The following is an 18,739-nucleotide window of genomic DNA, read 5'->3' as shown; positions in this document are numbered from 1 at the left end:
CGTCACGGCGATCCAGCACGTCACGCTGATCGACCGACGAAGGAGTTGAGATCTGTTGTCCGGCACCGACCCCGCACCACCCCGGCGAATGGTCCCCGCGCTGGGCAAACGGTTCCGTTCGGGCCGGCCCTGCCTCGACTTCGCCCACACCGCAGGGCCCCGTGAACTGGCCGAACCGGAGCTGATCCTCGACGCCGCGAGCCTGCAGCGATGGCTCGGCCACGTCCTCGGGGTGGACGGGGTGCGCGCGCTCGCCGGGGACGTGGCGCGGGCACACCGGCTCCGCACGGCAATCCTCCGGGTGGCCCGGGCTCGGGCCACGGGTGCCGGGCTCGACGCGGAGGACATCCAGACCATCAACAACTTCGCGGACGCTGCGACACCGGTCCCGCAGCTCGGTGTCTACGGCACGCTGGAACTCAGTCCGCGGGTGACGGTGGCAGCGGCCCTGTCGGTCCTGGCCCGCGATGTCATCGATCTCGTGACTGGTCCGCTCGGCAGCCGGATCCGGGTCTGTGCCGCAGAGGGCTGTGCGTTCTTGTTCGTCGATGCATCCCGGCCGGGTACCCGGCGGTGGTGCTCCATGCAGCGTTGCGGCAACCTCGCGAAGGTGCGCACCCACCGGGGTACCCAGGGCCGGTAGGCGCCTCAGCGGCCCGCGTCGACGGCGAATCCCACCCGGTCGACCCTGCGGTGATAGCGGGTTCCCGCGATGCCGCCGAGGATGGCGCCGCCGAGTGCCGCGAGCAGGGCTGCGACGGCGGCGATGATGCCGGCCGTGGTGACCGTTCCTTCGTCCACCGGGATCCGAGGCAGGTTGAGCTGCGCGAGGATGTTGTACTGACTCCCGGCGATCCAGCCGACCAGCGCGAGGATCACGATGATGACGATCGCCCAGATCCACACGGCCAGGCCCTGCTTCGCGCCGTTGAAGCGGGCCATCCGCCCGGCTACGTAACCGCCGCAGTAGTAGGCGACGAACAGGATGACGAGCAGCACGATGCCTCCGACGAGACCGACGGTCTTGGCGGTGCCGGTGTTGCCTTGGGCAGCGGCGATGGAATCCTGATTCGTCAGGCCGAAGGCAACCCCCGCACCGGCCAGGATGGCCAGGACGATGACGGAGAGGCCGGTCGCGGTCAGCCACCCGAAGAACCCGGCCCCGAACTTCATCCCGCCGAACTCGTCCCGCTCCCGGGCCAACACACCTTCCTGGTCGAATCTGGCGGGTCCGTCGTGGACAACGACCGTGTCCTGCGGTTTCGTGGTCGGATTGCCCGCCGCATAGGTGGTGCGATCGGCGGCCGCAGCGTCGAGTCGGTCGTCGTGACGGGGATCATCGGAGGAGTTCAGCGGAGTGCTCATGGGTGGAAGTCCTTGGTCTCGACGAGAATGACGGGTGACGGTGGATCCCGTGTGCACGTCAGTTGTCCCCGTCGGCGCCCGATGGCAAACCTGTGCCGCACACCCACCGGGCACGCTGCCCGGTCTGCCCGGTCCGCGGGTTTGTTCCCGGCGGGCGCGCCGACCGGCGAGCTCGTCACGCCGGTGTGGTCCAACCCAGCGCGGGCCCCAGGTCCGTCGCCAGATCGGTGAGGATCTGGACGTAGTCCTCGTGATCCAGGGTGAACGGCAGTGCGAACGCGACCTCGTCGACCAGTCCGAATGCCGTGCGGGCGTGGAGCATTTCGGCGATCTCGTCCGAGGTTCCGACCAGGTCGGGGGCGAACAGCATTCGTGCCGGCCCTTGCGGTTGCCGCGTCCGGGGCAATCGTCCGGCGGCGTAGGCGTGGTACTTGTCGCGTTGGGCAGCGGTCGCCGAATCCGTGGGGATGACGACCAGGCCCTGGGACACGCGGGCGGACTCACCCAGAGGGTGGCCGGCCCGGAACCCGGTGATGTGCTCGGTCTGGATCGCGTCGAAGAGATCGATCCCCCGGTCGGCGTCGACCGGACCGTCCTCGGCCCGGACAACGCTGCTGGTGAGCAGGTTCAGGCCGACCTCGCCCGCCCACCGGGTGGACCCTCGGCTCGCCCCGCCGTACCAGAGTCGATCGGCCAACCCGGGGGAGTGCGGCTCCACTCGTTCGGAGAACGTCTCGATGCCCTGCGACCCGGAACAGGTGCTCGCGCGGTCGCCGCGCAGGAACCTCTGGAGCCGCAGGACCCGCTCGTAGCTGAAGTCCTCCTGCTCAGCGGTGTCCGGGTAGAGGGAGGCTTCGACTGCGTCGAACTGCATCGGCGGCCCGACGCTGACACCAGGGTTGATCCGGCCACCGGCGAGGACGTCGACGGTGGCGAGATCTTCCGCGAGCCGCAGCGGGTTCTCCCAGCCGAGCGGCGTGACGGCAGTGCCGAGTTCGATGCGGCTGGTGCGCTGGCTGGCCGCGGCCATGATGGCGATCGGTGATGAGATGCCGTACTGCAGGTGCCGGTGACGCAGCCACGCGCTGTCGAACCCGAGCCGTTCGCCCAGCTCGATGATCTGCAACGTGCTCTCGTGTCCGGGACCCGGATCGGCCCCGTCGAAGAGGCCGATGGTGAGGAATCCGAGGCGGCGCAGCGGGAATCCGGGACGAGGCATGACTGTTCTCCTGCGGTCGGGGTGTGCTGGCCGAGCGGTGGTCGAGCCCGAGGGGCGTCTGGGCGATACGCTCCGGACTTCCGACGTGGAGGATCCAGATGAGCACAGCCGCAGCAGTCACAACCCCGTTCTCGGTCGGATCCTTCCGTGCCGCGTTCCCCTCGCTCGCGTCGGGGATCGCGCACTTCGACGGTCCGGGCGGCACCCAGACGCCGGCCGTGGTCGGGCAGGCGATCGCCGACACCCTGACCGGTCCGCTGTCGAATCGCGGGACCTCGGTCAGCTCGGAGCGCAACGCCGACGCCGTCGTCGGTGCCTTCCGGGCGGCATATGCCGACTTCCTGGCCCTGCCGGCCGGGGGGATCGTCTACGGACGATCGGCGACCCAGCTCACCTACGATTTCTCCCGGGCGTTGGCGAAGACCTGGACGACTGGCGACGAGGTGCTGGTCAGCAGGCTCGACCACGATGCGAACGTCCGGCCATGGGTGCAGGCGGCCGAGGCTGCCGGCGCCGTCGTGCGATGGATCGACATCGACCCGGCGACCGGCGAGCTCGATGCAGAGAGCATGGGCGCGGCGATCGGAGAGCGGACCAGGCTCGTCGCGGTGACCGCCGCCTCGAATCTGATCGGCACCCGGCCCGACATCGCTGCCGTGGCTGACCGGGTGCACGCGGTCGGAGCGCTGCTGTACGTCGACGGGGTGCATGCCGCGGCCCACACCCTGATCGACGTCCCCGCACTCGGGGCCGACTTCTTCGTCTGCTCGCCGTACAAGTTCTTCGGCCCGCACTGCGGGGTGCTCGCAGCCTCTCCGGAGCTGCTCGACTCGATCCACCCCGACAAGTTGCTGCCGTCGACGGACGTGGTGCCCGAGCGGTTCGAGTTCGGCACGTTGCCCTACGAGATCATGGCCGGCGCGACGGCGGCGGTCGATTTCATCGCTTCCTGGGGCGCAGGCGACTCCCGACGTGCACGGCTGGTGACGGCGTTGGAGATCTTCGACGACCGGGAGACCGCTCTGCGGGAACGGTTGGAAACCGGACTGGCCGAGCTGGGTGCGGTGCTGCACTCCCGGGCGAGCAGCCGGACCCCGACCTTGCTGGTCACGTTTCCCGGCAGCTCGATGCAGGAGGCATCTGCATTCCTTGCGGCACAGGATGTCCTGGCCCCGTCCGGCACGTTCTACGCCCTTGAGCCGGCGCAGCGTCTGGGGCTGCCCGCCGAGGGTGGCCTGCGAGTGGGGGTTGCGGCCTACACCTCGGACGACGACGTCGACCGACTGATCGCCGGGTTGCGGAAGTTCCGGGCCCGGTGACCGAGCAAGCGAGGAACGAGCGCATCGAGATCCCATGGTGTTCGGAACCGGTTGTGCTGCAACGAGGTCTCGACCCGTTCCTCGCTCGACCACCGTGCCTCGCTCGACCACCGTTACGCGCTCGACCGGCTCACTTCTCCGTGATCGAGCGACCGAGGAACGAGGAGTCGAGATCCCGTCCGGATCGAGATGTGCTGCTGCGTCAGGCGATCCGGTCGGCAGTGACCACGATGTTGTCGGTGTAACTGCCGGCGGCGCGGTCGAATTCGCCGCCGCAGGTCACGAGCCTGACGACGTCCCGCGGAGTAGCTCCGTAAACGGCGAAGGTGGGGAAGTCGTCCTTCGAGTAGCTGTCGACGGCGGTGATGGCGTAGGTGGCGTTGCTGCCGTCGGCCAGCCCGAGGCGTACCTCGGCGCCGACCTGCAACTCACGCAGTCGGAAGAACACGGCCGGTCCGGTCTTCGAGTCGACGTGACCGAGGATGACGGTCGGACCGATGGTGCCCGGGCGGCCACCGCCGGAGAACCACCCCGCCCTGGCGTAGTCGGTCGGCACCTCGGCCGCTCCCTGGTCGGTCAGCCCCAGAGTGATGATGGGCTCCGAGACACCGATGGAGTCGACACGCAGCGACACCGGTGCGGGCACGCTCACGGACGCAGCGGAGGGACCGGTGGGCGTGGGTGTCGACCGGGCAGCGGAGGTGTCCGACGCGTCAGCGCTCACCGACGACGGGGTTGCTGGGGCGGTGGAGGTCGAACGGGTTCTCGATTCCTGCGTCGCTCGACCAGCCTCGGTCGGATCGGCGAGGGTCTGACGAGGTCTCGACTTCTGCGTCGCTCGAGCACCGTCGGTCGCTCGAGCACCGTCGGTCGCTCGAGCACCGTCGGCGGCGCAACCGGTTCCGATCAGGACGATCGTCATCAGCAGTGCCACCAAGGGAGCCCGCCGACCGCTCCTGTCCGGAGTGGGGCGGTCGGCGGACGTCACCATGATCAGGCCGTTGCCTTGCGGTGCAGCATCACTCCGGCACCGAGCAGGACGGCAAGGCCGGCACCGATCGGCAGCAGCGGGAGCTCGGCCGGGTCACCGGCCGCCGTACCACCGGCACCGGTCTCGACGCCGCCCAGTGGCACTGCGGTCAGCTGACCGCGGACGGCGCCGACCGGGTTCGCCTTGGTGTGGGTGTCGGTGAAGAACGCCACCGGATCATCTTCGATCTGCTGGACGGTGAAGCCCACACCGGTGTCGATCCCGGTGTCGACGTTCTTGACCCCGGTGGTGAACGGGCCCTTCAGGCACCCGCTGGACTGGAAGGCCCCACTCGGCTGCTCGATCGGGTTCGGGAACGCGATCCGCGGCGGTCCGGGCTTGCCGGCCGGTGCCTGGTGGATGTGCGTCGCGGTCTTGGCGGGGCTCTGGAACGGAGCGGTGATCCCCTCGACGGTGATGTCGTAACAGATCACGTCCAGATCCGAGTTGATCCGGTAGTTGAACGTGCCCCAGGCCCCTGCGGTGCCGGGAGTGAGGACGCCGTCCGGATTGATCACCATGTCCGGGGTGGCCATCGCAGTGAAGGCAGAGGTGAACGAATCCGGTTCTGCCACCATGGTTTCGGCACTGGCCGTGCCGATGGGAACGAAGGCCGCTCCGAATGCGAGTGCTGCTGCTGAGCAGAGAACCGCTCGAGTCCTGCTGGCGATCATGATGCCTCCTGATGGTGCTCGGTGGTTGACATCGGTGACTACGGAAGCGAACCCGGAAGTGTTCAACCGTCGGCAGAAGAAATCAGAACGAGCTGGAGACCACCACGGCGCCGCTGTCGTCCAGGACGCGGAAACCGGTCGCGTCCGAGCGCAGCACGGGGGAGTTCAGGTTGCAGTGCATGCTGCGCTCGCCCACGCCGATGAAGGCTCCGGCACCAGGACGCGTGCCGTCGGCCGAGAGCACCTCAACGGTGTAGCGTTCTCCGGAGGAAAAACCTGTTGCGGTGAGCTGGATCTCGACCCCCCAGGTGTGCGGGATGAGTTCGGCGCTCGCTCGCACGGCATCATCGTTCGATGTCACGGCGACCAGTTCGAGCGGGACTGCCACCGTTGCCGGCACCGGTCGGAGGAGCCAGCCGCCGACCCCGCCGAGCCCGAGTACGACGGCGGCCGCAGCCGCCACCAGCCAGCCTGTTCGACGACGGGGACTGCCGGAGCGCAGGGCCGCGGCGATGACCCGATCCCCCAGGTCCGCCGGGGGAGCCGGCAGTTCCTCGAGACGATCGACATCGACGAGCTCGAGTCGGCGGGTCGTGGCCTGCAGATCGGCGAGCTCCGCGCGGCATGCGGTGCAGCCGTCGAGGTGGGCTTCGATACGCGCGCGCTCGGCGTCGTCGACGCGTCCCAGCGCCAGCCAGCCGAGCGACTCCCTCAGCGCACGGTGGGTGCTCTCGTTCACGGCTCGACTCCCATCTCGTCCATTGCCAGCTTCAAGGACTTCAGTGCATAGAACACCCGCGAGCGGATCGTGCCGGGCGGAACGCCCCATTCTCCGGCCACTTCGCTCGCGGACCGGCCGCGGAGGTGGACCTCGACGATCACGGCCCGGTGCTCGGGGCTGATCTTGCGCAGCGCTTCCTCGACGATCCACCTGTCCAGGACGAGATCGTCGATCCGCAGGGTGGAGGCGACCTGGTCGTCGATCGGGGTGTCGGCGCTGATCGGACGCACCGAGCGCCGGCGCGCTTCGTCGATCACCGCGTTCCGGGCGATGGCGTAGAGCCAGACGCGCAGGCTGGCAACCTCGGGATCGAACGACGACGACGAGCGCCAGGCCCGGAGGAACACTTCCTGGACGACGTCCTGGGCGGCTCCGTCGTCGCCCAGTTGGCGGCGGGCGAAGCGGTACAGCTCACTGCCGTGCGCGTCGTAGGCCGCGCGGAGGGCCTGCGGGTCATCGAGCCGGGAGCCGGCGGCCTGGGCGCGCAGGATGCTGCGGACACGCATGCTCGCCCTCCTCCGGGTGGGTCGACGTCTCCGGAGGTGTTCCGGACATAGGTGCTCGGATGTGGATACGCAGCGGCGCCCAGAAGTGTTCAACAGGCGTCAGGGGGTGGTTCGGGACTGCTGCGCGCCCGGACGGCGATCGGCAGCAGGCGTGCCTGTTCCCCTGCGCTGCCCACCCGCGCCGACGGCTGGGCCTGCGGTGTGACGGGATCGATCCGCGACCCGCCGCCACCTGGTCCCAGAAATAGTAGGATGTCCAACAGTTGGATCTCCGCGTATCCGCGGGGTCCGACCTCATCACTGGACCAACGGAGGACCCCGTGTTCGATCTCACCGCCGACCAGCGCGAGCTGCGCGCCGTGGCCCGTCAGTTCTCTGCCGAGTTCCTGGTGCCGAATGCCGCCGAGTGGGATCGCACCAAGCACTTCCCGGTGGACGTCCTGGCGAAGGCCGGCGAGCTGGGGATGGGCGGGATGTACGTCCGCGAGTCGTCGGGCGGATCGGGACTGAGCCGGCTCGATGCGGCGCTCATCATCGAAGCGCTCGCGACCGGTGATCCGGCACTGGCCTCCTACATCTCGATCCACAACATGGTCGCGTGGATGATCGACGCCTTCGGCAACGAGGAGCAGCAGGCCAAATACCTACCGGCGATGTCCGCGATGCAGTCGCTCGGGTCCTACTGCCTCACCGAGCCGGGGGCCGGCTCCGATGCCGCGGCGCTCAGCACCCGCGCGGTCCGCGACGGCGACCACTACGTGCTCAACGGAGTGAAGCAGTTCATCTCCGGCGCCGGCTCGACCCAGGTCTACCTGGTGATGGCCAGGACCTCCGACGACGGTGCCAGGGGGATCAGCGCATTCATCGTCGAGGACGGCGCCGCGGGCCTCTCGTTCGGGCCCAACGAACACAAGATGGGCTGGAACTGCCAGCCGACCCGCCAGGTGATCATGCAGGACTGCCGGATCCCGGTGAGCGCCCTGATCGGCGTGGAGGGGCAGGGCTTCAAGATCGCGATGAGTGGTCTCAACGGCGGCCGGTTGAACATCGCAGCGTCCTCGCTCGGCGGGGCTCGCGGCGCCTTCGAAGCAGCCCTGCGGTACGCCTCCGAACGCGAGGCGTTCGGTGCGCCGATCGACCGCCTGCAGAGCATCCAGTTCACCCTCGCGGACATGGCGACCAAGCTCGAAGCAGCTCAGCTGCTGCTGTACCGGGCCGCTGAGATGCTGGACAGCAACCACCCGGACAAGGTGGCCCTCTGCGCGATGGCCAAGAAGTTCGCCACCGACAGTGGGTTCGAGGTGGCCAACGCTGCGCTGCAGATCCACGGTGGCTACGGTTATCTGGCCGAGTACGGCATCGAGAAGATTGTCCGCGACCTGCGCGTGCACCAGATCCTCGAAGGTACGAACGAGATCATGCAGGTCGTCATCGCCCGCAGTCTGATCCCGACCCGCTGACCCGGGCCCGTCGCAGGACGGGCGTGGCCGAAGAGATCAGTGAGAAGAACCCGAGGAGGATCGTGTCCGAGACCGAATTGCCCCCCAACGACTTCGAGACCATCACCGTGAGCCGACCTGATAAAGCGGCCCGGGTCGGTCTGATCACCCTGGATCGCCCGAAGGCGCTCAATGCGCTCAACAGCCGCCTCATGCACGAGGTCGTCAGTGCCGCAGCGGCTTTCGACGCGGACCCGGACATCGGCGCCATCGTCATCACCGGCTCCGAGAAGGCCTTCGCGGCCGGCGCGGACATCAAGGAGATGCAGCCGTTGGGGTATCCGGAGGTCTACACCGATGACCTGTTCGGACGGTGGGACGACCTCACCCGACTACGGACGCCGATCATCGCTGCCGTGTCCGGGTATGCCCTCGGCGGTGGCTGCGAGCTGGCGATGATGTGTGACTTCATCCTGGCCTCCGACACCGCGGTCTTCGGGCAGCCGGAGATCAAGCTGGGCGTCATCCCTGGGATCGGCGGCTCCCAGCGCCTGACCCGGGCGATCGGCAAGGCCAAGGCGATGGAGCTCATCCTCACCGGCCGGACCATGAAGGCGGAGGAGGCCGAGCGGGCCGGGCTCGTCGCCCGCATCGTGCCGGTCGCCGATCTGCTGGACGACGCGCTGGCCACCGCCACCACCATTGCCTCCTACAGCGGGCCGATCGCTGCGATGGCGAAGGAGGTCGTGAACGGAGCATTCGAGACGACCCTGGCGGAGGGTCTCCGGCTGGAGCGCCGCGTCTTCCACGCCACGTTCGCCACGCACGATCAGAAGGAAGGGATGGCGGCCTTCGTCGAGAAGCGTCCGGCCACCTTCACCCACGAGTGACTCCCGTGCAATCCCTCGCAGCGTGGGTGAGGGAACGCACAGCCAGCCTGCTTGCACCAACTGCCTACCGACCAGTAACAACGAAGGCGACGCACGATCGCGCAAAGGAGCGAAGAACCTCATGGATATCGCTGTTCTCGTCAAGCAGGTCCCCGACACCTACGGGGTCCGCAAGCTGACCACCGACACCTGGGTCCAGGACCGCGCAGCATCCGATCAGGTGATCGACGAGATCGACACCAAGGGCGTCGAGATCGCCCTGCAGCTCAAGGAGAAGCACGGCGGTGAGGTCACCGTCGTCACGCTCGGACCGGCCTCGGCCACCGACGTGCTGCGCAAGGGACTCGCGATGGGTGCGGACAAGGCCGTGCACATCGTCGATGACGGACTCGCCGGCTCCGACGCGCTCGGCACTTCCGCAGCGCTGGCCGCGGCACTGGCGACCCTGTCGGTCGATCTCATCATCACCGGCAACGAAGCCACCGACGGTCGCACCGGCTCGGTGCCCGCCATGCTGGCCGAGCGTCTCGGACTGCCGGCGGTCACCTCCGTCCGGACGATCGAGATCGACGGCACCACCATCACCGCAGAGCGGGTGATGGACGCCGGCTACAGCGAGGTGACCGCATCGCTGCCGGCCGTCGTCTCGGTCAACGAGAAGGTCGGTGAACCGCGCTACCCGAACTTCAAGGGCATCATGTCGGCCAAGAAGAAGCCGGTGACCACGCTGTCAGCCGCCGACCTCGGGCTCGACCTCGCGACCGTCGGCCTGGCCGGTGCCTCGACCCAGGTGGTCGACGGAATCCCGCGTCCGCCGCGCAGCGCCGGGCAGAAGATCACCGACGACGGCAACGCAGGCAAGGCGATTGCCGAGTACCTGGCCGCCCAGCGGCTGGTCTGACCTTCGTTCTTCGTCCTTGATCTCGACTCACTGCGTTCGCTCGATCAGCGGACAGGAAAGGTAGTGCCCCATGAGTGACGTTCTCGTTCTCGTCGACCACCTCGGCGGCGAGCTGCACAGTTCCGCCGGCAAGCTGTTGGCCGCTGCAGCCACTATCGGTACCCCCGTTGCCGTCGTCGTCGGCAAGCCCGGCAGCGCCGCCGCGCTGACCGCTCCGCTGGCCGAAGCGGGTGCTGCCAAGGTCTTCGTCGCCGAGTCGGACGACGCCGAGACCTTGTTGATCACCCCCGAGGTGGCCGCCTTGCAAGCCGCGGCCGCAGCTGCTGACGACGTTGTGGCGATCCTCGTCCCGCCGACCGTCGACGGTCGGGAGATCGCCGGCCGGCTGGCGGTGCGCCTGGAGTCGGGTGTGCTCACCGACGCCATCGCGCTCGAGCTCGTCGACGGCGCCGTCGTCGCGACCCAGTCGGTACTCGGCGACGAATACACCATGCGGTACAAGGTGACCCGCGGTATCCCGGTGATCTCGGTACGGGCCAACGCCATCGACGGTGCAGCGGCGCCCGCGGACGGCGCCGTGACCACCATCGACTTCTCGGTCGACGTCGCAACCGGTACGACTGTCAAGGCCGTGCACCTGGAGCCGACCGGTGATCGCCCCGAACTGGGTGCGGCGCAGAAGGTCGTCTCCGGCGGTCGCGGAGTTGGCTCGGCCGACAAGTTCTCCGTGGTGGAAACCCTGGCGGACAAGCTCGGCGCCGCAGTCGGTGCCTCCCGTGCTGCGGTCGATTCCGGCTACTACCCGCCGCAGTTCCAGGTGGGCCAGACCGGTACCGCCGTCTCGCCCCAGCTGTATGTCGCGCTGGGGATCTCCGGCGCCATCCAGCACCGCGCCGGCATGCAGACGAGCAAGACCATCGTCGCCGTCAACAAGGATCCGGACGCCCCGATCTTCGAGATCGCCGACTTCGGGGTGGTGGGTGACCTGTTCGAGGTCGCGCCGCAATTGACCGAGAGCCTGCCCAGCTGAGCTGAGCCGGCACTGTCGAACTGGACCGATCCTCCGGCAAGGACCGGGCCCGTTCCGTCGGTGTGGCGATCCGCTGCCCAGACCGCCGACGTGGCACGGCGCGGTGAGTGACGGGAAGTGGTCCCGCGATCTCCGTTCCTGCAGGGCGTCCTGCGGGAAGGGGGATTGCGGGGCCGATCTGCGTCACCGGCGCACCAGTCCTGCAGGTCGTCCACAGGCGTTGCGTGGATGATCATGGCCTGCGAGAGAGGCGGTGCCGAATGAACGACGACGACTACCGAGCGCTGCTGGACGACCTGCGGGCCGAGCACGACGAGCTGTGCTCGCTCATCGACGGTCTGACCGACGAGCAGTGGCAGTGGCCGACTCCCGCGGAGGGTTGGCAGATCCGTGACCAGATCGTGCATCTCGCCTTCTTCGACGACCTGGCGGTGCTCGCCGCCCACGACGAGCAGGCGTTCGGGACGGCCGCGGCAGAGTTGGTTGCCGGTGGGCCGGGCTGGATCGATGCCATCAGCTTCGATCGGCGGAACTCCGGCAGTGCAACGCTTCTGACGTGGTACCACCGATCTCGCAGCACTCTGCTCGACGTGTTCTCGGGCCGCGGCCCCCGGCAGCGAGCGCCGTGGTTCGGTCCGCCGATGAGTGCGGCCTCGTCCGTCACCGCGCGGCTGATGGAGACCTGGGCGCACGGCCAGGACATCGCCGACACGCTCGGCGTGGAACGGGTGCCGACCACCCGCGTCCACCATGTCTGCCACCTCGGCGTGCTGACCCGCACCTTCAGCTACGCCAACCGCGACCGCACACCGCCGAGCGATGCGATCAGGACCGAGCTGACCGGCGTCGACGGCACCATCCTGCGCTGGGGACCGGAGGACGCCGAGCAGCGGATCGTCGGCAGCGCAGTCGATTTCGCGCTGGTGGCCACCCAGCGGCGCGCGTTCGCCGACACCGCCCTGCGGGCCACCGACGGCGCTGCCCGCGACTGGATGGCGATCGCCCAGGCCTATGCCGGGCCTCCCGGACCCGGCCGAGGGCGGCAATCCACATGATTGACTGCACGTCATGAGCGCCCCCGCGGAACCCGTCCTGCTGGTCGACCAGGGCAGCGACGGGTTGCCGGGACTGGACCTGGTGGAGGGGCTGGCCGCCGCGGCCGAGGAGCAGGGTTATGCCGGGTTCCAGGTGCCGGAGACCAACTGCGACCCCTTCATCGCCGCTGCGCTGGCCGCCCGGGCGACGAACGACATCCAGATCGCCACCGGCATCGCCGTCGCGTTCGCTCGCACGCCGATGACGGTGGCCATGTCGGCCAACGACGTGCAGCAGCTCAGCCGGGGCAGGTTCACCCTCGGCCTCGGCTCCCAGATCCAGGCCCACATCGAGAAGCGCTTCAGCATGCCGTGGTCCAGGCCTGCGGCACGCATGCGGGAGTTCATTCGGGCGACCAGGGCGATCTGGTCCGCCTGGGAGACCGGCGAACGGCTGCAGTTCCGCGGCGAGTTCTACACCCACACCCTGATGACGCCGTTCTTCACGCCCCCCAAGAACCCTTGGGGGGCGCCGCCGATCGCGCTCGCCGGGGTCGGACCGCTGATGACGGAGGTCGCCGGCGAGGTGGCCGACGCCTTTCTCGCGCACGGCTTCACCACCCGGAAGTACCTGGAGGAGGTCACGATCCCGGCTCTGCAGCGCGGCCGGGCGACCGCCGGGCGGCCGGCCGGCAGTGTGCTCGACCTCGGTATCTCGATGCCCGCGTTCGTGGTGATCGGCGACGACCAGGCAGCCCTGGATGCCGCCGCTGCGGGGGTGCGCAAGCGGATCGCGTTCTACGGTTCGACGCCCGCCTACCTGCCGGTGCTGGAGGTGCACGGCTGGGGCGGTGTCCAGGAGAAGCTCTACGCCGCATCGAAGCGTGGCCAGTGGGACGAGATGGCCGGCCTCATCACCGACGAGATGGTGGAGGCCTTCGCGGTCATCGGTGACGCGCCGACGGTGGCTCGGGAGCTCGTGTCCCGGTATCGGGGCGTGCTGTCCCGGTTGTCGTTCTACGCGCCGTACGAGGTCGATCCGCAGACCTGGGTCACGCTGCTCGCCGAACTGCATCGGGTGACACGTCCCTGATCTCCCGCAGCGCACTGGCGACCCGGCTCACCGGCGAATGCCGGTCCCGTCGCGACCGGCGCGCTGATCTGGCAGCCGCTCTGGGCACCGGGCGGTCGCGCGCTGCCGACCGGCACGTACCAGGTCGGTACCTGGCGGTTCGGCGCCAGCCCGATCGGCAACGACGACACCCTGGGGGCCCGGCTCGCCTCCTGAGCCGCTGGTTCCGCAGACCTGCCATGGGTGGCCGATGCCGCCGGTGGCAGAGTCGTCCGGCATGGAGACCGGAGCATCCCTGCCTGCCGCGATCGCCGCCGGCGGGAACCTCGTGCTGGACGGTGGCCTCGCCACCCTGCTGGAGCGACACGGACACGACCTGACGTCGCAACTGTGGTCCGCCCGATTGCTGCACGACGATCCGGACGCGATCGGACGCGCCCACCGGGAGTTCTTCGACGCAGGCGCGGAGGTCGCCACCACCGCGTCCTACCAGGCGTCCTTCGACGGTTTCGCGCATGCCGGGATCGACCGGGATGGCGCCGTCGCGCTGATGCGGGCGAGCGGCGAGGTCGCCGACCGCGCACGTCGTGACCACCGGGACCGCACCGGGCGGCCGGCGTTCGTCGCTGTTTCGGTCGGTCCTTACGGAGCCGCACTGGCCGACGGATCGGAGTACCGGGGCGACTACGGGCTCACCGTCGACGAGTTGCGTCGCTGGCACCACGACCGCCTGCAGGTGCTGTGCGAGATCGTCGCCGACGGTCTGGCCGACGTGCTCGCCGTCGAGACGATTCCCAGCGCCGCCGAGGCGGACGCGCTGCTGCGGGAGATCGAGGGCACCGGGATCCCGGTCTGGCTGAGCCTCACCGGCGTCCTGGTGGCGCCGGGGGGAGACGCTCCCGACGCCGAACGCCGCATCGCCCGGACCCGGGCCGATGAACCGCTGGACGAGTCGTTCCGAGCCGCTTCCGAGGTGCCCGAGGTGATTGCCGTCGGCGTCAACTGCGTGGACCCGCGGGACGTCGCCGGTCTGCTGGCCGCCGCGGACGGCACCGCGCTGCCGCTGGTCTGTTACCCGAACAGCGGCGAGCTCTGGGACTGTGCTGCCCGGAGTTGGTACGGCGACGCCACGATCGACGCAGCTGTGCTGCGGACCTGGTCGGCCGGCGGCGCGCGGCTGGTGGGCGGGTGCTGTCGGGTGGGTCCCGAGCTGATCGAGCAGCTGGCCGCCGCCCTCGGCTGAGCCGGCGCGCGTAGCACCGGGGACTTGTTCGACGCCCGTGGCCGGGGACGAACCGGACGACACGCCCGCACGACACTCCGACAACCGGCCGATGCGGTTACGAAGGGGTGACAAAGTGCCGCCGCTCCGGGCGATGCGCTCGAACTGCGCGCTGCTGGTCAGGACACTGGGGAGATGAGTTCCCGATCCGAAGTTCCCGGCCGGCGTCATCCAGCGGTACCCCTCGCGCGCGGCGCCGCTGCACTGACGGCCCTGGTGCTGCTGGTGTCCGGGTGCACCACCGGAGCTGCGCAGCCGGCGGTGACCGTGCTGACCACGGCGGGCGACGGTTCCGCCACCGGGCCCACCGGATCGCAGCCGGCCTCCGGCAGTGCCGGGACCACCGGTGCGCAGGTGACGGTCGGCTCGAGCACCTCCTCCGCCGGCAGGATCGTCGTGCAGGCGCCGGGGGAGTCCGCCAAGCCGGCGGGCGACCCGTCCCGGGAGCCGGTCGACCTGACCACCACCGGTAGCAGTTCGGCAGGCGCGGGCTCGTCGTCGTCGGGATCGGCGGGTTCCGGGTCGCCGAAGCCTTCTTCGGGCTCTTCGGGCCCCTCCTCCGCGCCGTCATCTGCCCCGTCCTCGGCTCCGTCCTCGGCTCCGTCCTCGGCCCCGTCATCTGCCCCGTCCTCGGCTCCGTCCTCGGCTCCGTCTTCGACCTCACCAGCCGTCGTTCCGGCGGCCATTGTTTCCGTGACACCGGGCAACGGTGCGACCAAGGTCGACCCGTTGGCGCGGATCACCGCGCGCGCGACCGGCGGCGTGATCACCCATCTCAAGATCATCAACCCGGACGGAAAGGTCGTCTTCCACCAGTTCAAGATCAACAAGAGCAGCTACGCGCTGATCCCGGAGCTGGGCTTCGAGCGGCGTTACACCGTCCAGATCGGGACGAAGAGCGCGGGCGGCCGTGCGGCCGTCACCACCTCCACCTTCGTGACCGTGCGTCCGAAGGCCAAGATCACCACGTCCATCACCCCGAACCAGGGCGCCCTGGTGGGCACCGGTCAGCCGATCGAGATCACCTTCAGCCGGCCGATCGCCGACAGTGCGCGACGCTCCGTCGAGAGCCAGATCTCGGTGACGTCGACCAGCAAGCAGGGCGGCGCCTTCCGTTGGTACTCCTCGACAGTGGTGCGCTGGCGGCCGGCGACGATGTGGAAGGCGAACACCCGCGTCACCGTTGCCGCCGAGATCTACGGCAAGCAGCTCACCCCCGGTGGCTACGGAGCCGAGGACCGGCTGCTGACGTTCAACGTGATCCGCGACGTGCGCTCGGTCGTCAACGCGCGCACCCACCTGATGTCGGTGTACTCGGGCGGCCGACTGGTGCGGGAGATGAAGGTGTCGCTGGGGAACGACAAGTACCCGACACCCAACGGCATCTACGTGGTCACCCAGAAGCTCCCGACGCACGTCATGGACTCCTCGACCTGGGGTCTGCGCGGCGCGGGTGCCTACCGGACCAAGGTCAAGTGGGCGACCCGCGTCTCCAGCGGCGGCATCTTCGTCCACGGCGCCCCGTGGTCGGAGTACGCGCAGGGCAAGGACAACGTCTCGCACGGTTGCATCAACGTGACCGACGCGCTGGCGGAGTGGTACCAGAAGTACTCCTACCCGGGCGACACCGTGAAGGTGATCAACTCCAACGGCCCGGCGCTCCAGCCGTGGGACGGTTTCGGCGACTGGAACATCCCGTTCGCCAAGTACTGATCCCAGGTGCCGCGGATGAGGACGCTGCTCCGCAGGCTTCGCTCGGGCGCGCCGGTTCGCAGGCTCACCGGCGCGCCCATCGCTGCAGAGGGCTGCGCATCGCCCTCATCCGCGGCCCCTGGTGGTGCGGACCGCTGAGAAGATCTTCGGCGATCGAGCGAGCGAGGAACGAGCGCGTCGAGATCCCGTCACGACACGACCTGGCATCGAACAGATGGGGTCTCGACTCGTTCCTCGCTCGACCACCGTCGCTGCGCCCGCTCGACCACCGACCAATCCGGTGATCGAGCAAGCGAGGAACGAGCGCGTCGAGATCTGATGTGCCGCAGCTGTTCTGGTGTCTGGCGGGTCTCGACTCCTCCGTCGCTCGTCCACCGACCAATCCGGTGATCGAGCAAGCGAGGAACGAGCGCGTCGAGATCTCGTCTGGACACGACCTGGCATCGAACAGATGGGTCCCGACTCGTTCCTCGCTCGACCACCGTCGCTGCGCCCGACCGACCACCGGAGCTCAGTCGGTGTAGAAGCCGTCCAGGATCTCCCGGTGCGCGGTGATGACTTTCTTGCGGCGCACCTTCATCGACGGGGTCAGCTCGCCGGAGTCGACGCTGAGGTCGCGGGGCAGGATGGCGAACTTCTTCACCGTCTCCCAGCGCTCCAACTTGGAGTTCAACTCGTCGACGTACCCGGAGATGAGGGTGCGCACCTGATCGGAGCCGGCGATCTCCTCGACGGACTTCCCGGTCAGCCCGTTCTTCTCGGCCCAACCGGCGATGGCCTCCTCGTCGAGCGTGACGAGCGCGGAGACGAACCTGCGCCCGTCGCCGTGCAACACGATCTGGCTGATGTAGGGGCAAAGCGCTTTGAAGATGCCCTCGACCTTTTGCGGCGCAACGTATTTGCCGCCGGAGGTCTTGATCAGATCCTTCTTGCGGTCGGTGATCTTGAGGTAGCCGTCACGAATCTCACCGATGTCGCCGGTGGACAGCCAGCCGTCTGCGGAGAGCACCTCCCCGGTGGCTTCCTCGTTGTGGTGGTAGCCGCGCATGATGCCCGGGCCGCGGAGCAGGATCTCGCCGTCGGCGGCGATTCGCACCTCGGTGCCCGGTCCGGGCGGGCCCACCGTCCCGATCCTGTTGTCGTGCGGCAGGTTCACGAAGGAGAATGCGCTGGACTCGGTGAGGCCGTAGCCCTCCAGGACCGGGATCCCCGCGGCGTCGAACCACTCGGCGACCTCCGGCGACAACGGCGCGGACCCGGAGACGAAGAACCGGGCGTTGCCACCGAGGATCGACTTGATCGTCGAGAACACCAGCTTGTCGGCGATGCCGTACTTGACCTTGAGCAGACCGTTGGGTTGCTTGCCCTGCTGCTTCAGCCGGGAGACGGCGATACCGGTGTCGAACGCCCAGTTGAAGATCTTCGCCTTCAGTCCGCCGCCGCCCTGCGCGGTGAGCGTCACCTTGTTGCGCACCTTCTCGAAGATGCGCGGGGCGCCGCCCATCCAGGCGGGTTTCACCACGGACAGGTTCTCGACGATCTTGTCCAGGTTGCCGTCGACAGCGGTGAGGAAGCCGATCCGGATCTGGGCGACGATCAGCACCTTGCCGAGCACGTGCGACAGCGGCAGCCACAGGTACTGGGTGTCGTCCGGCCGCAGGATGCCCAACGCTTCGATGGCGGTGGCCTCGTAGGCCCAGTTGTCGTGCACGAGGCGGACACCCTTGGGGCGGCCGGTGGTGCCCGAGGTGTAGATCAGCGTCGCGAGGTGCTCGGCGGCGACAGCCGCGATCCGGTCGGAGATCACCGTCGGTTGTTGCGCCAGCAGTGCGTTCCCCTTGTCCTGCAACTGCTTCAGCGACATCACCGGGATCGCCGTGTCCGTGGCAGGGACCCCGTCGAACTGCACGATCGCGATGACGTCCGGTACCGAGGACTGCAACACCTTGGTGGTCTGCTCGGCGCTCTCGGTGAACACGACGCGGGAACCCGAGTCGGCCAGGATGTACTCGACGTCCTCCGCGTGGGTGGCCGGGTACACGGTCGTGGTGGCGGCACCCGCACACATGATCGCCAGGTCCGCGAGGATCCATTCGATGCGGGTGGACGCGGCGATCGCGACCCGTTCCTCGAGTTCGACACCGAGTGAGACCAGACCGGCCGCGATGGCGTAGGTGCGGTCTGCCGTCTGGTGCCAGGTGATCGTGTCCCACGCATCGCCGCCCGACGGGTACTTGAACGCCGGACGGTTCGGGGTCGCGGCAACCCGATCCGCGAACATCACCCCGAACGACACAGGGCGATCCACCACCGAGGCCGGTGCCGGGACTGAGGTCGAACGGGAATCCCCGTCGTACTGGGACCGGTCGGTCTGGGTGGGCATCGGCGCCTCCGTCTCGAGATGGGTTCGGGGTCGAGTCTAGTGCGCGGGCATCGAGCTCCCTGCGGACCGGAGGTCCGCCTGGTGCGGGAACGAACGAGGGC

At 68.7% G+C, this 18,739-nt stretch carries 18 protein-coding genes; 10 read left to right on the top strand and 8 right to left on the bottom strand.

Going from position 1 to position 18,739, the window contains the following annotated elements; genetic code table 11:
• Positions 1-55 precede the first annotated feature (55 nt).
• Positions 56-643 (top strand): ABATE domain-containing protein, encoded by a 588-nt coding sequence (locus tag ABLG96_RS17560; protein WP_353648614.1) that lies wholly within the window; start codon positions 56-58, stop codon positions 641-643.
• 5 nt (positions 644-648) lie between these two features.
• Here the strand turns inward: ABLG96_RS17560 and ABLG96_RS17555 are convergent, their stop codons facing one another.
• Together ABLG96_RS17555 and ABLG96_RS17550 are read right to left on the bottom strand one after the other, a co-directional pair.
• Positions 649-1,365: a hypothetical protein gene (locus ABLG96_RS17555; protein WP_353648613.1), complete on the bottom strand. Its 717-nt coding sequence runs from the start codon at positions 1,363-1,365 to the stop codon at positions 649-651.
• 175 nt (positions 1,366-1,540) lie between these two features.
• Positions 1,541-2,584, bottom strand: a complete 1,044-nt coding sequence (locus ABLG96_RS17550) for an LLM class flavin-dependent oxidoreductase (RefSeq protein ID WP_353648612.1) — start codon at positions 2,582-2,584, stop codon at positions 1,541-1,543.
• 98 nt (positions 2,585-2,682) lie between these two features.
• On the opposite strand from ABLG96_RS17550, the gene ABLG96_RS17545 reads away from it, so the two are divergent.
• Positions 2,683-3,903: a cysteine desulfurase-like protein gene (locus tag ABLG96_RS17545; protein WP_353648611.1), complete on the top strand. Its 1,221-nt coding sequence runs from the start codon at positions 2,683-2,685 to the stop codon at positions 3,901-3,903.
• Between the two features lie 202 nt (positions 3,904-4,105).
• Here the strand turns inward: ABLG96_RS17545 and ABLG96_RS17540 are convergent, their stop codons facing one another.
• The 4 genes from ABLG96_RS17540 to ABLG96_RS17525 all read right to left on the bottom strand — a co-directional run bounded on the left by ABLG96_RS17540 (position 4,106) and on the right by ABLG96_RS17525 (position 6,894).
• Positions 4,106-4,555: a class F sortase gene (locus tag ABLG96_RS17540; RefSeq protein ID WP_353648610.1), complete on the bottom strand. Its 450-nt coding sequence runs from the start codon at positions 4,553-4,555 to the stop codon at positions 4,106-4,108.
• A gap of 341 nt (positions 4,556-4,896) precedes the next feature.
• Entirely contained in the window at positions 4,897-5,607 is a 711-nt protein-coding gene (locus tag ABLG96_RS17535) for a CHRD domain-containing protein (protein WP_353648609.1), read from the bottom strand.
• Positions 5,608-5,689: 82 nt separating this feature from the next.
• The gene (locus ABLG96_RS17530) at positions 5,690-6,346 is read right to left on the bottom strand and encodes a zf-HC2 domain-containing protein (protein WP_353648608.1); all 657 of its coding nucleotides are present in this window, start codon (positions 6,344-6,346) and stop codon (positions 5,690-5,692) included.
• A complete protein-coding gene (locus ABLG96_RS17525; RefSeq protein ID WP_353648607.1) occupies positions 6,343-6,894 on the bottom strand; it encodes a sigma-70 family RNA polymerase sigma factor in 552 nt (183 codons plus the stop codon). The genes ABLG96_RS17530 and ABLG96_RS17525 overlap by 4 nt, the downstream gene beginning before the upstream one ends.
• Before the next feature lie 320 nt (positions 6,895-7,214).
• On the opposite strand from ABLG96_RS17525, the gene ABLG96_RS17520 reads away from it, so the two are divergent.
• From ABLG96_RS17520 to mmuM, 7 genes are all read left to right on the top strand, one after another.
• Positions 7,215-8,354 carry an acyl-CoA dehydrogenase family protein gene (locus ABLG96_RS17520; protein WP_353648606.1) on the top strand — a complete coding sequence of 380 codons (1,140 nt, stop codon included), beginning with the start codon at positions 7,215-7,217 and terminating at the stop codon, positions 8,352-8,354.
• Between the two features lie 77 nt (positions 8,355-8,431).
• Positions 8,432-9,223 carry an enoyl-CoA hydratase gene (locus ABLG96_RS17515; protein ID WP_353651571.1) on the top strand — a complete coding sequence of 264 codons (792 nt, stop codon included), beginning with the start codon at positions 8,432-8,434 and terminating at the stop codon, positions 9,221-9,223.
• 121 nt (positions 9,224-9,344) lie between these two features.
• Positions 9,345-10,124, top strand: a complete 780-nt coding sequence (locus ABLG96_RS17510) for an electron transfer flavoprotein subunit beta/FixA family protein (protein ID WP_353648605.1) — start codon at positions 9,345-9,347, stop codon at positions 10,122-10,124.
• Positions 10,125-10,194: 70 nt separating this feature from the next.
• Positions 10,195-11,154 carry an electron transfer flavoprotein subunit alpha/FixB family protein gene (locus ABLG96_RS17505; RefSeq protein ID WP_353648604.1) on the top strand — a complete coding sequence of 320 codons (960 nt, stop codon included), beginning with the start codon at positions 10,195-10,197 and terminating at the stop codon, positions 11,152-11,154.
• Positions 11,155-11,414: 260 nt separating this feature from the next.
• Complete coding sequence (locus tag ABLG96_RS17500; RefSeq protein ID WP_353648603.1) at positions 11,415-12,209, top strand: TIGR03084 family metal-binding protein; 795 nt, start codon at positions 11,415-11,417, stop codon at positions 12,207-12,209.
• A gap of 13 nt (positions 12,210-12,222) precedes the next feature.
• Positions 12,223-13,281, top strand: a complete 1,059-nt coding sequence (locus ABLG96_RS17495; RefSeq protein ID WP_353648602.1) for a TIGR03617 family F420-dependent LLM class oxidoreductase — start codon at positions 12,223-12,225, stop codon at positions 13,279-13,281.
• 256 nt (positions 13,282-13,537) lie between these two features.
• Positions 13,538-14,503: a homocysteine S-methyltransferase gene (gene mmuM / locus ABLG96_RS17490; RefSeq protein ID WP_353648601.1), complete on the top strand. Its 966-nt coding sequence runs from the start codon at positions 13,538-13,540 to the stop codon at positions 14,501-14,503.
• A gap of 206 nt (positions 14,504-14,709) precedes the next feature.
• Here the strand turns inward: mmuM and ABLG96_RS17485 are convergent, their stop codons facing one another.
• Positions 14,710-15,228 (bottom strand): hypothetical protein, encoded by a 519-nt coding sequence (locus tag ABLG96_RS17485; RefSeq protein ID WP_353648600.1) that lies wholly within the window; start codon positions 15,226-15,228, stop codon positions 14,710-14,712.
• Between the two features lie 7 nt (positions 15,229-15,235).
• Here ABLG96_RS17485 and ABLG96_RS17480 point away from each other — a divergent pair, with 7 nt between their 5' ends.
• Positions 15,236-16,255, top strand: a complete 1,020-nt coding sequence (locus ABLG96_RS17480; protein WP_353648599.1) for an Ig-like domain-containing protein — start codon at positions 15,236-15,238, stop codon at positions 16,253-16,255.
• A 511-nt stretch (positions 16,256-16,766) separates the two neighbouring features.
• Here ABLG96_RS17480 and ABLG96_RS17475 read toward each other — a convergent pair.
• The gene (locus ABLG96_RS17475) at positions 16,767-18,638 is read right to left on the bottom strand and encodes a long-chain fatty acid--CoA ligase (protein ID WP_353648598.1); all 1,872 of its coding nucleotides are present in this window, start codon (positions 18,636-18,638) and stop codon (positions 16,767-16,769) included.
• Positions 18,639-18,739 lie beyond the last annotated feature (101 nt).

The organism is Nakamurella sp. A5-74 (assembly GCF_040438885.1).
Classification (GTDB): Bacteria; Actinomycetota; Actinomycetes; order Mycobacteriales; family Nakamurellaceae; genus Nakamurella.
The sequence above is the reverse complement of the archived record's forward strand: the minus strand, read 5'-3'. Positions and strand labels throughout refer to the sequence as shown.

Excerpts from the sequence above, each read along its gene's own strand:
- ABLG96_RS17555 (WP_353648613.1), bottom strand. The coding sequence starts at position 1,365 with ATGAGCACTCCGCTGAACTCCTCCGATGATCCCCGTCACGACGACCGA.
- ABLG96_RS17550 (WP_353648612.1), bottom strand. The coding sequence starts at position 2,584 with ATGCCTCGTCCCGGATTCCCGCTGCGCCGCCTCGGATTCCTCACCATC.
- ABLG96_RS17545 (WP_353648611.1), top strand. The coding sequence starts at position 2,683 with ATGAGCACAGCCGCAGCAGTCACAACCCCGTTCTCGGTCGGATCCTTC.
- ABLG96_RS17535 (WP_353648609.1), bottom strand. The coding sequence starts at position 5,607 with ATGATCGCCAGCAGGACTCGAGCGGTTCTCTGCTCAGCAGCAGCACTC.
- ABLG96_RS17525 (WP_353648607.1), bottom strand. The coding sequence starts at position 6,894 with ATGCGTGTCCGCAGCATCCTGCGCGCCCAGGCCGCCGGCTCCCGGCTC.
- ABLG96_RS17510 (WP_353648605.1), top strand. The coding sequence starts at position 9,345 with ATGGATATCGCTGTTCTCGTCAAGCAGGTCCCCGACACCTACGGGGTC.
- ABLG96_RS17505 (WP_353648604.1), top strand. The coding sequence starts at position 10,195 with ATGAGTGACGTTCTCGTTCTCGTCGACCACCTCGGCGGCGAGCTGCAC.
- ABLG96_RS17500 (WP_353648603.1), top strand. The coding sequence starts at position 11,415 with ATGAACGACGACGACTACCGAGCGCTGCTGGACGACCTGCGGGCCGAG.
- ABLG96_RS17495 (WP_353648602.1), top strand. The coding sequence starts at position 12,223 with ATGAGCGCCCCCGCGGAACCCGTCCTGCTGGTCGACCAGGGCAGCGAC.
- mmuM (WP_353648601.1), top strand. The coding sequence starts at position 13,538 with ATGGAGACCGGAGCATCCCTGCCTGCCGCGATCGCCGCCGGCGGGAAC.
- ABLG96_RS17485 (WP_353648600.1), bottom strand. The coding sequence starts at position 15,228 with ATGGCCGCCGGAACGACGGCTGGTGAGGTCGAAGACGGAGCCGAGGAC.
- ABLG96_RS17475 (WP_353648598.1), bottom strand. The coding sequence starts at position 18,638 with ATGCCCACCCAGACCGACCGGTCCCAGTACGACGGGGATTCCCGTTCG.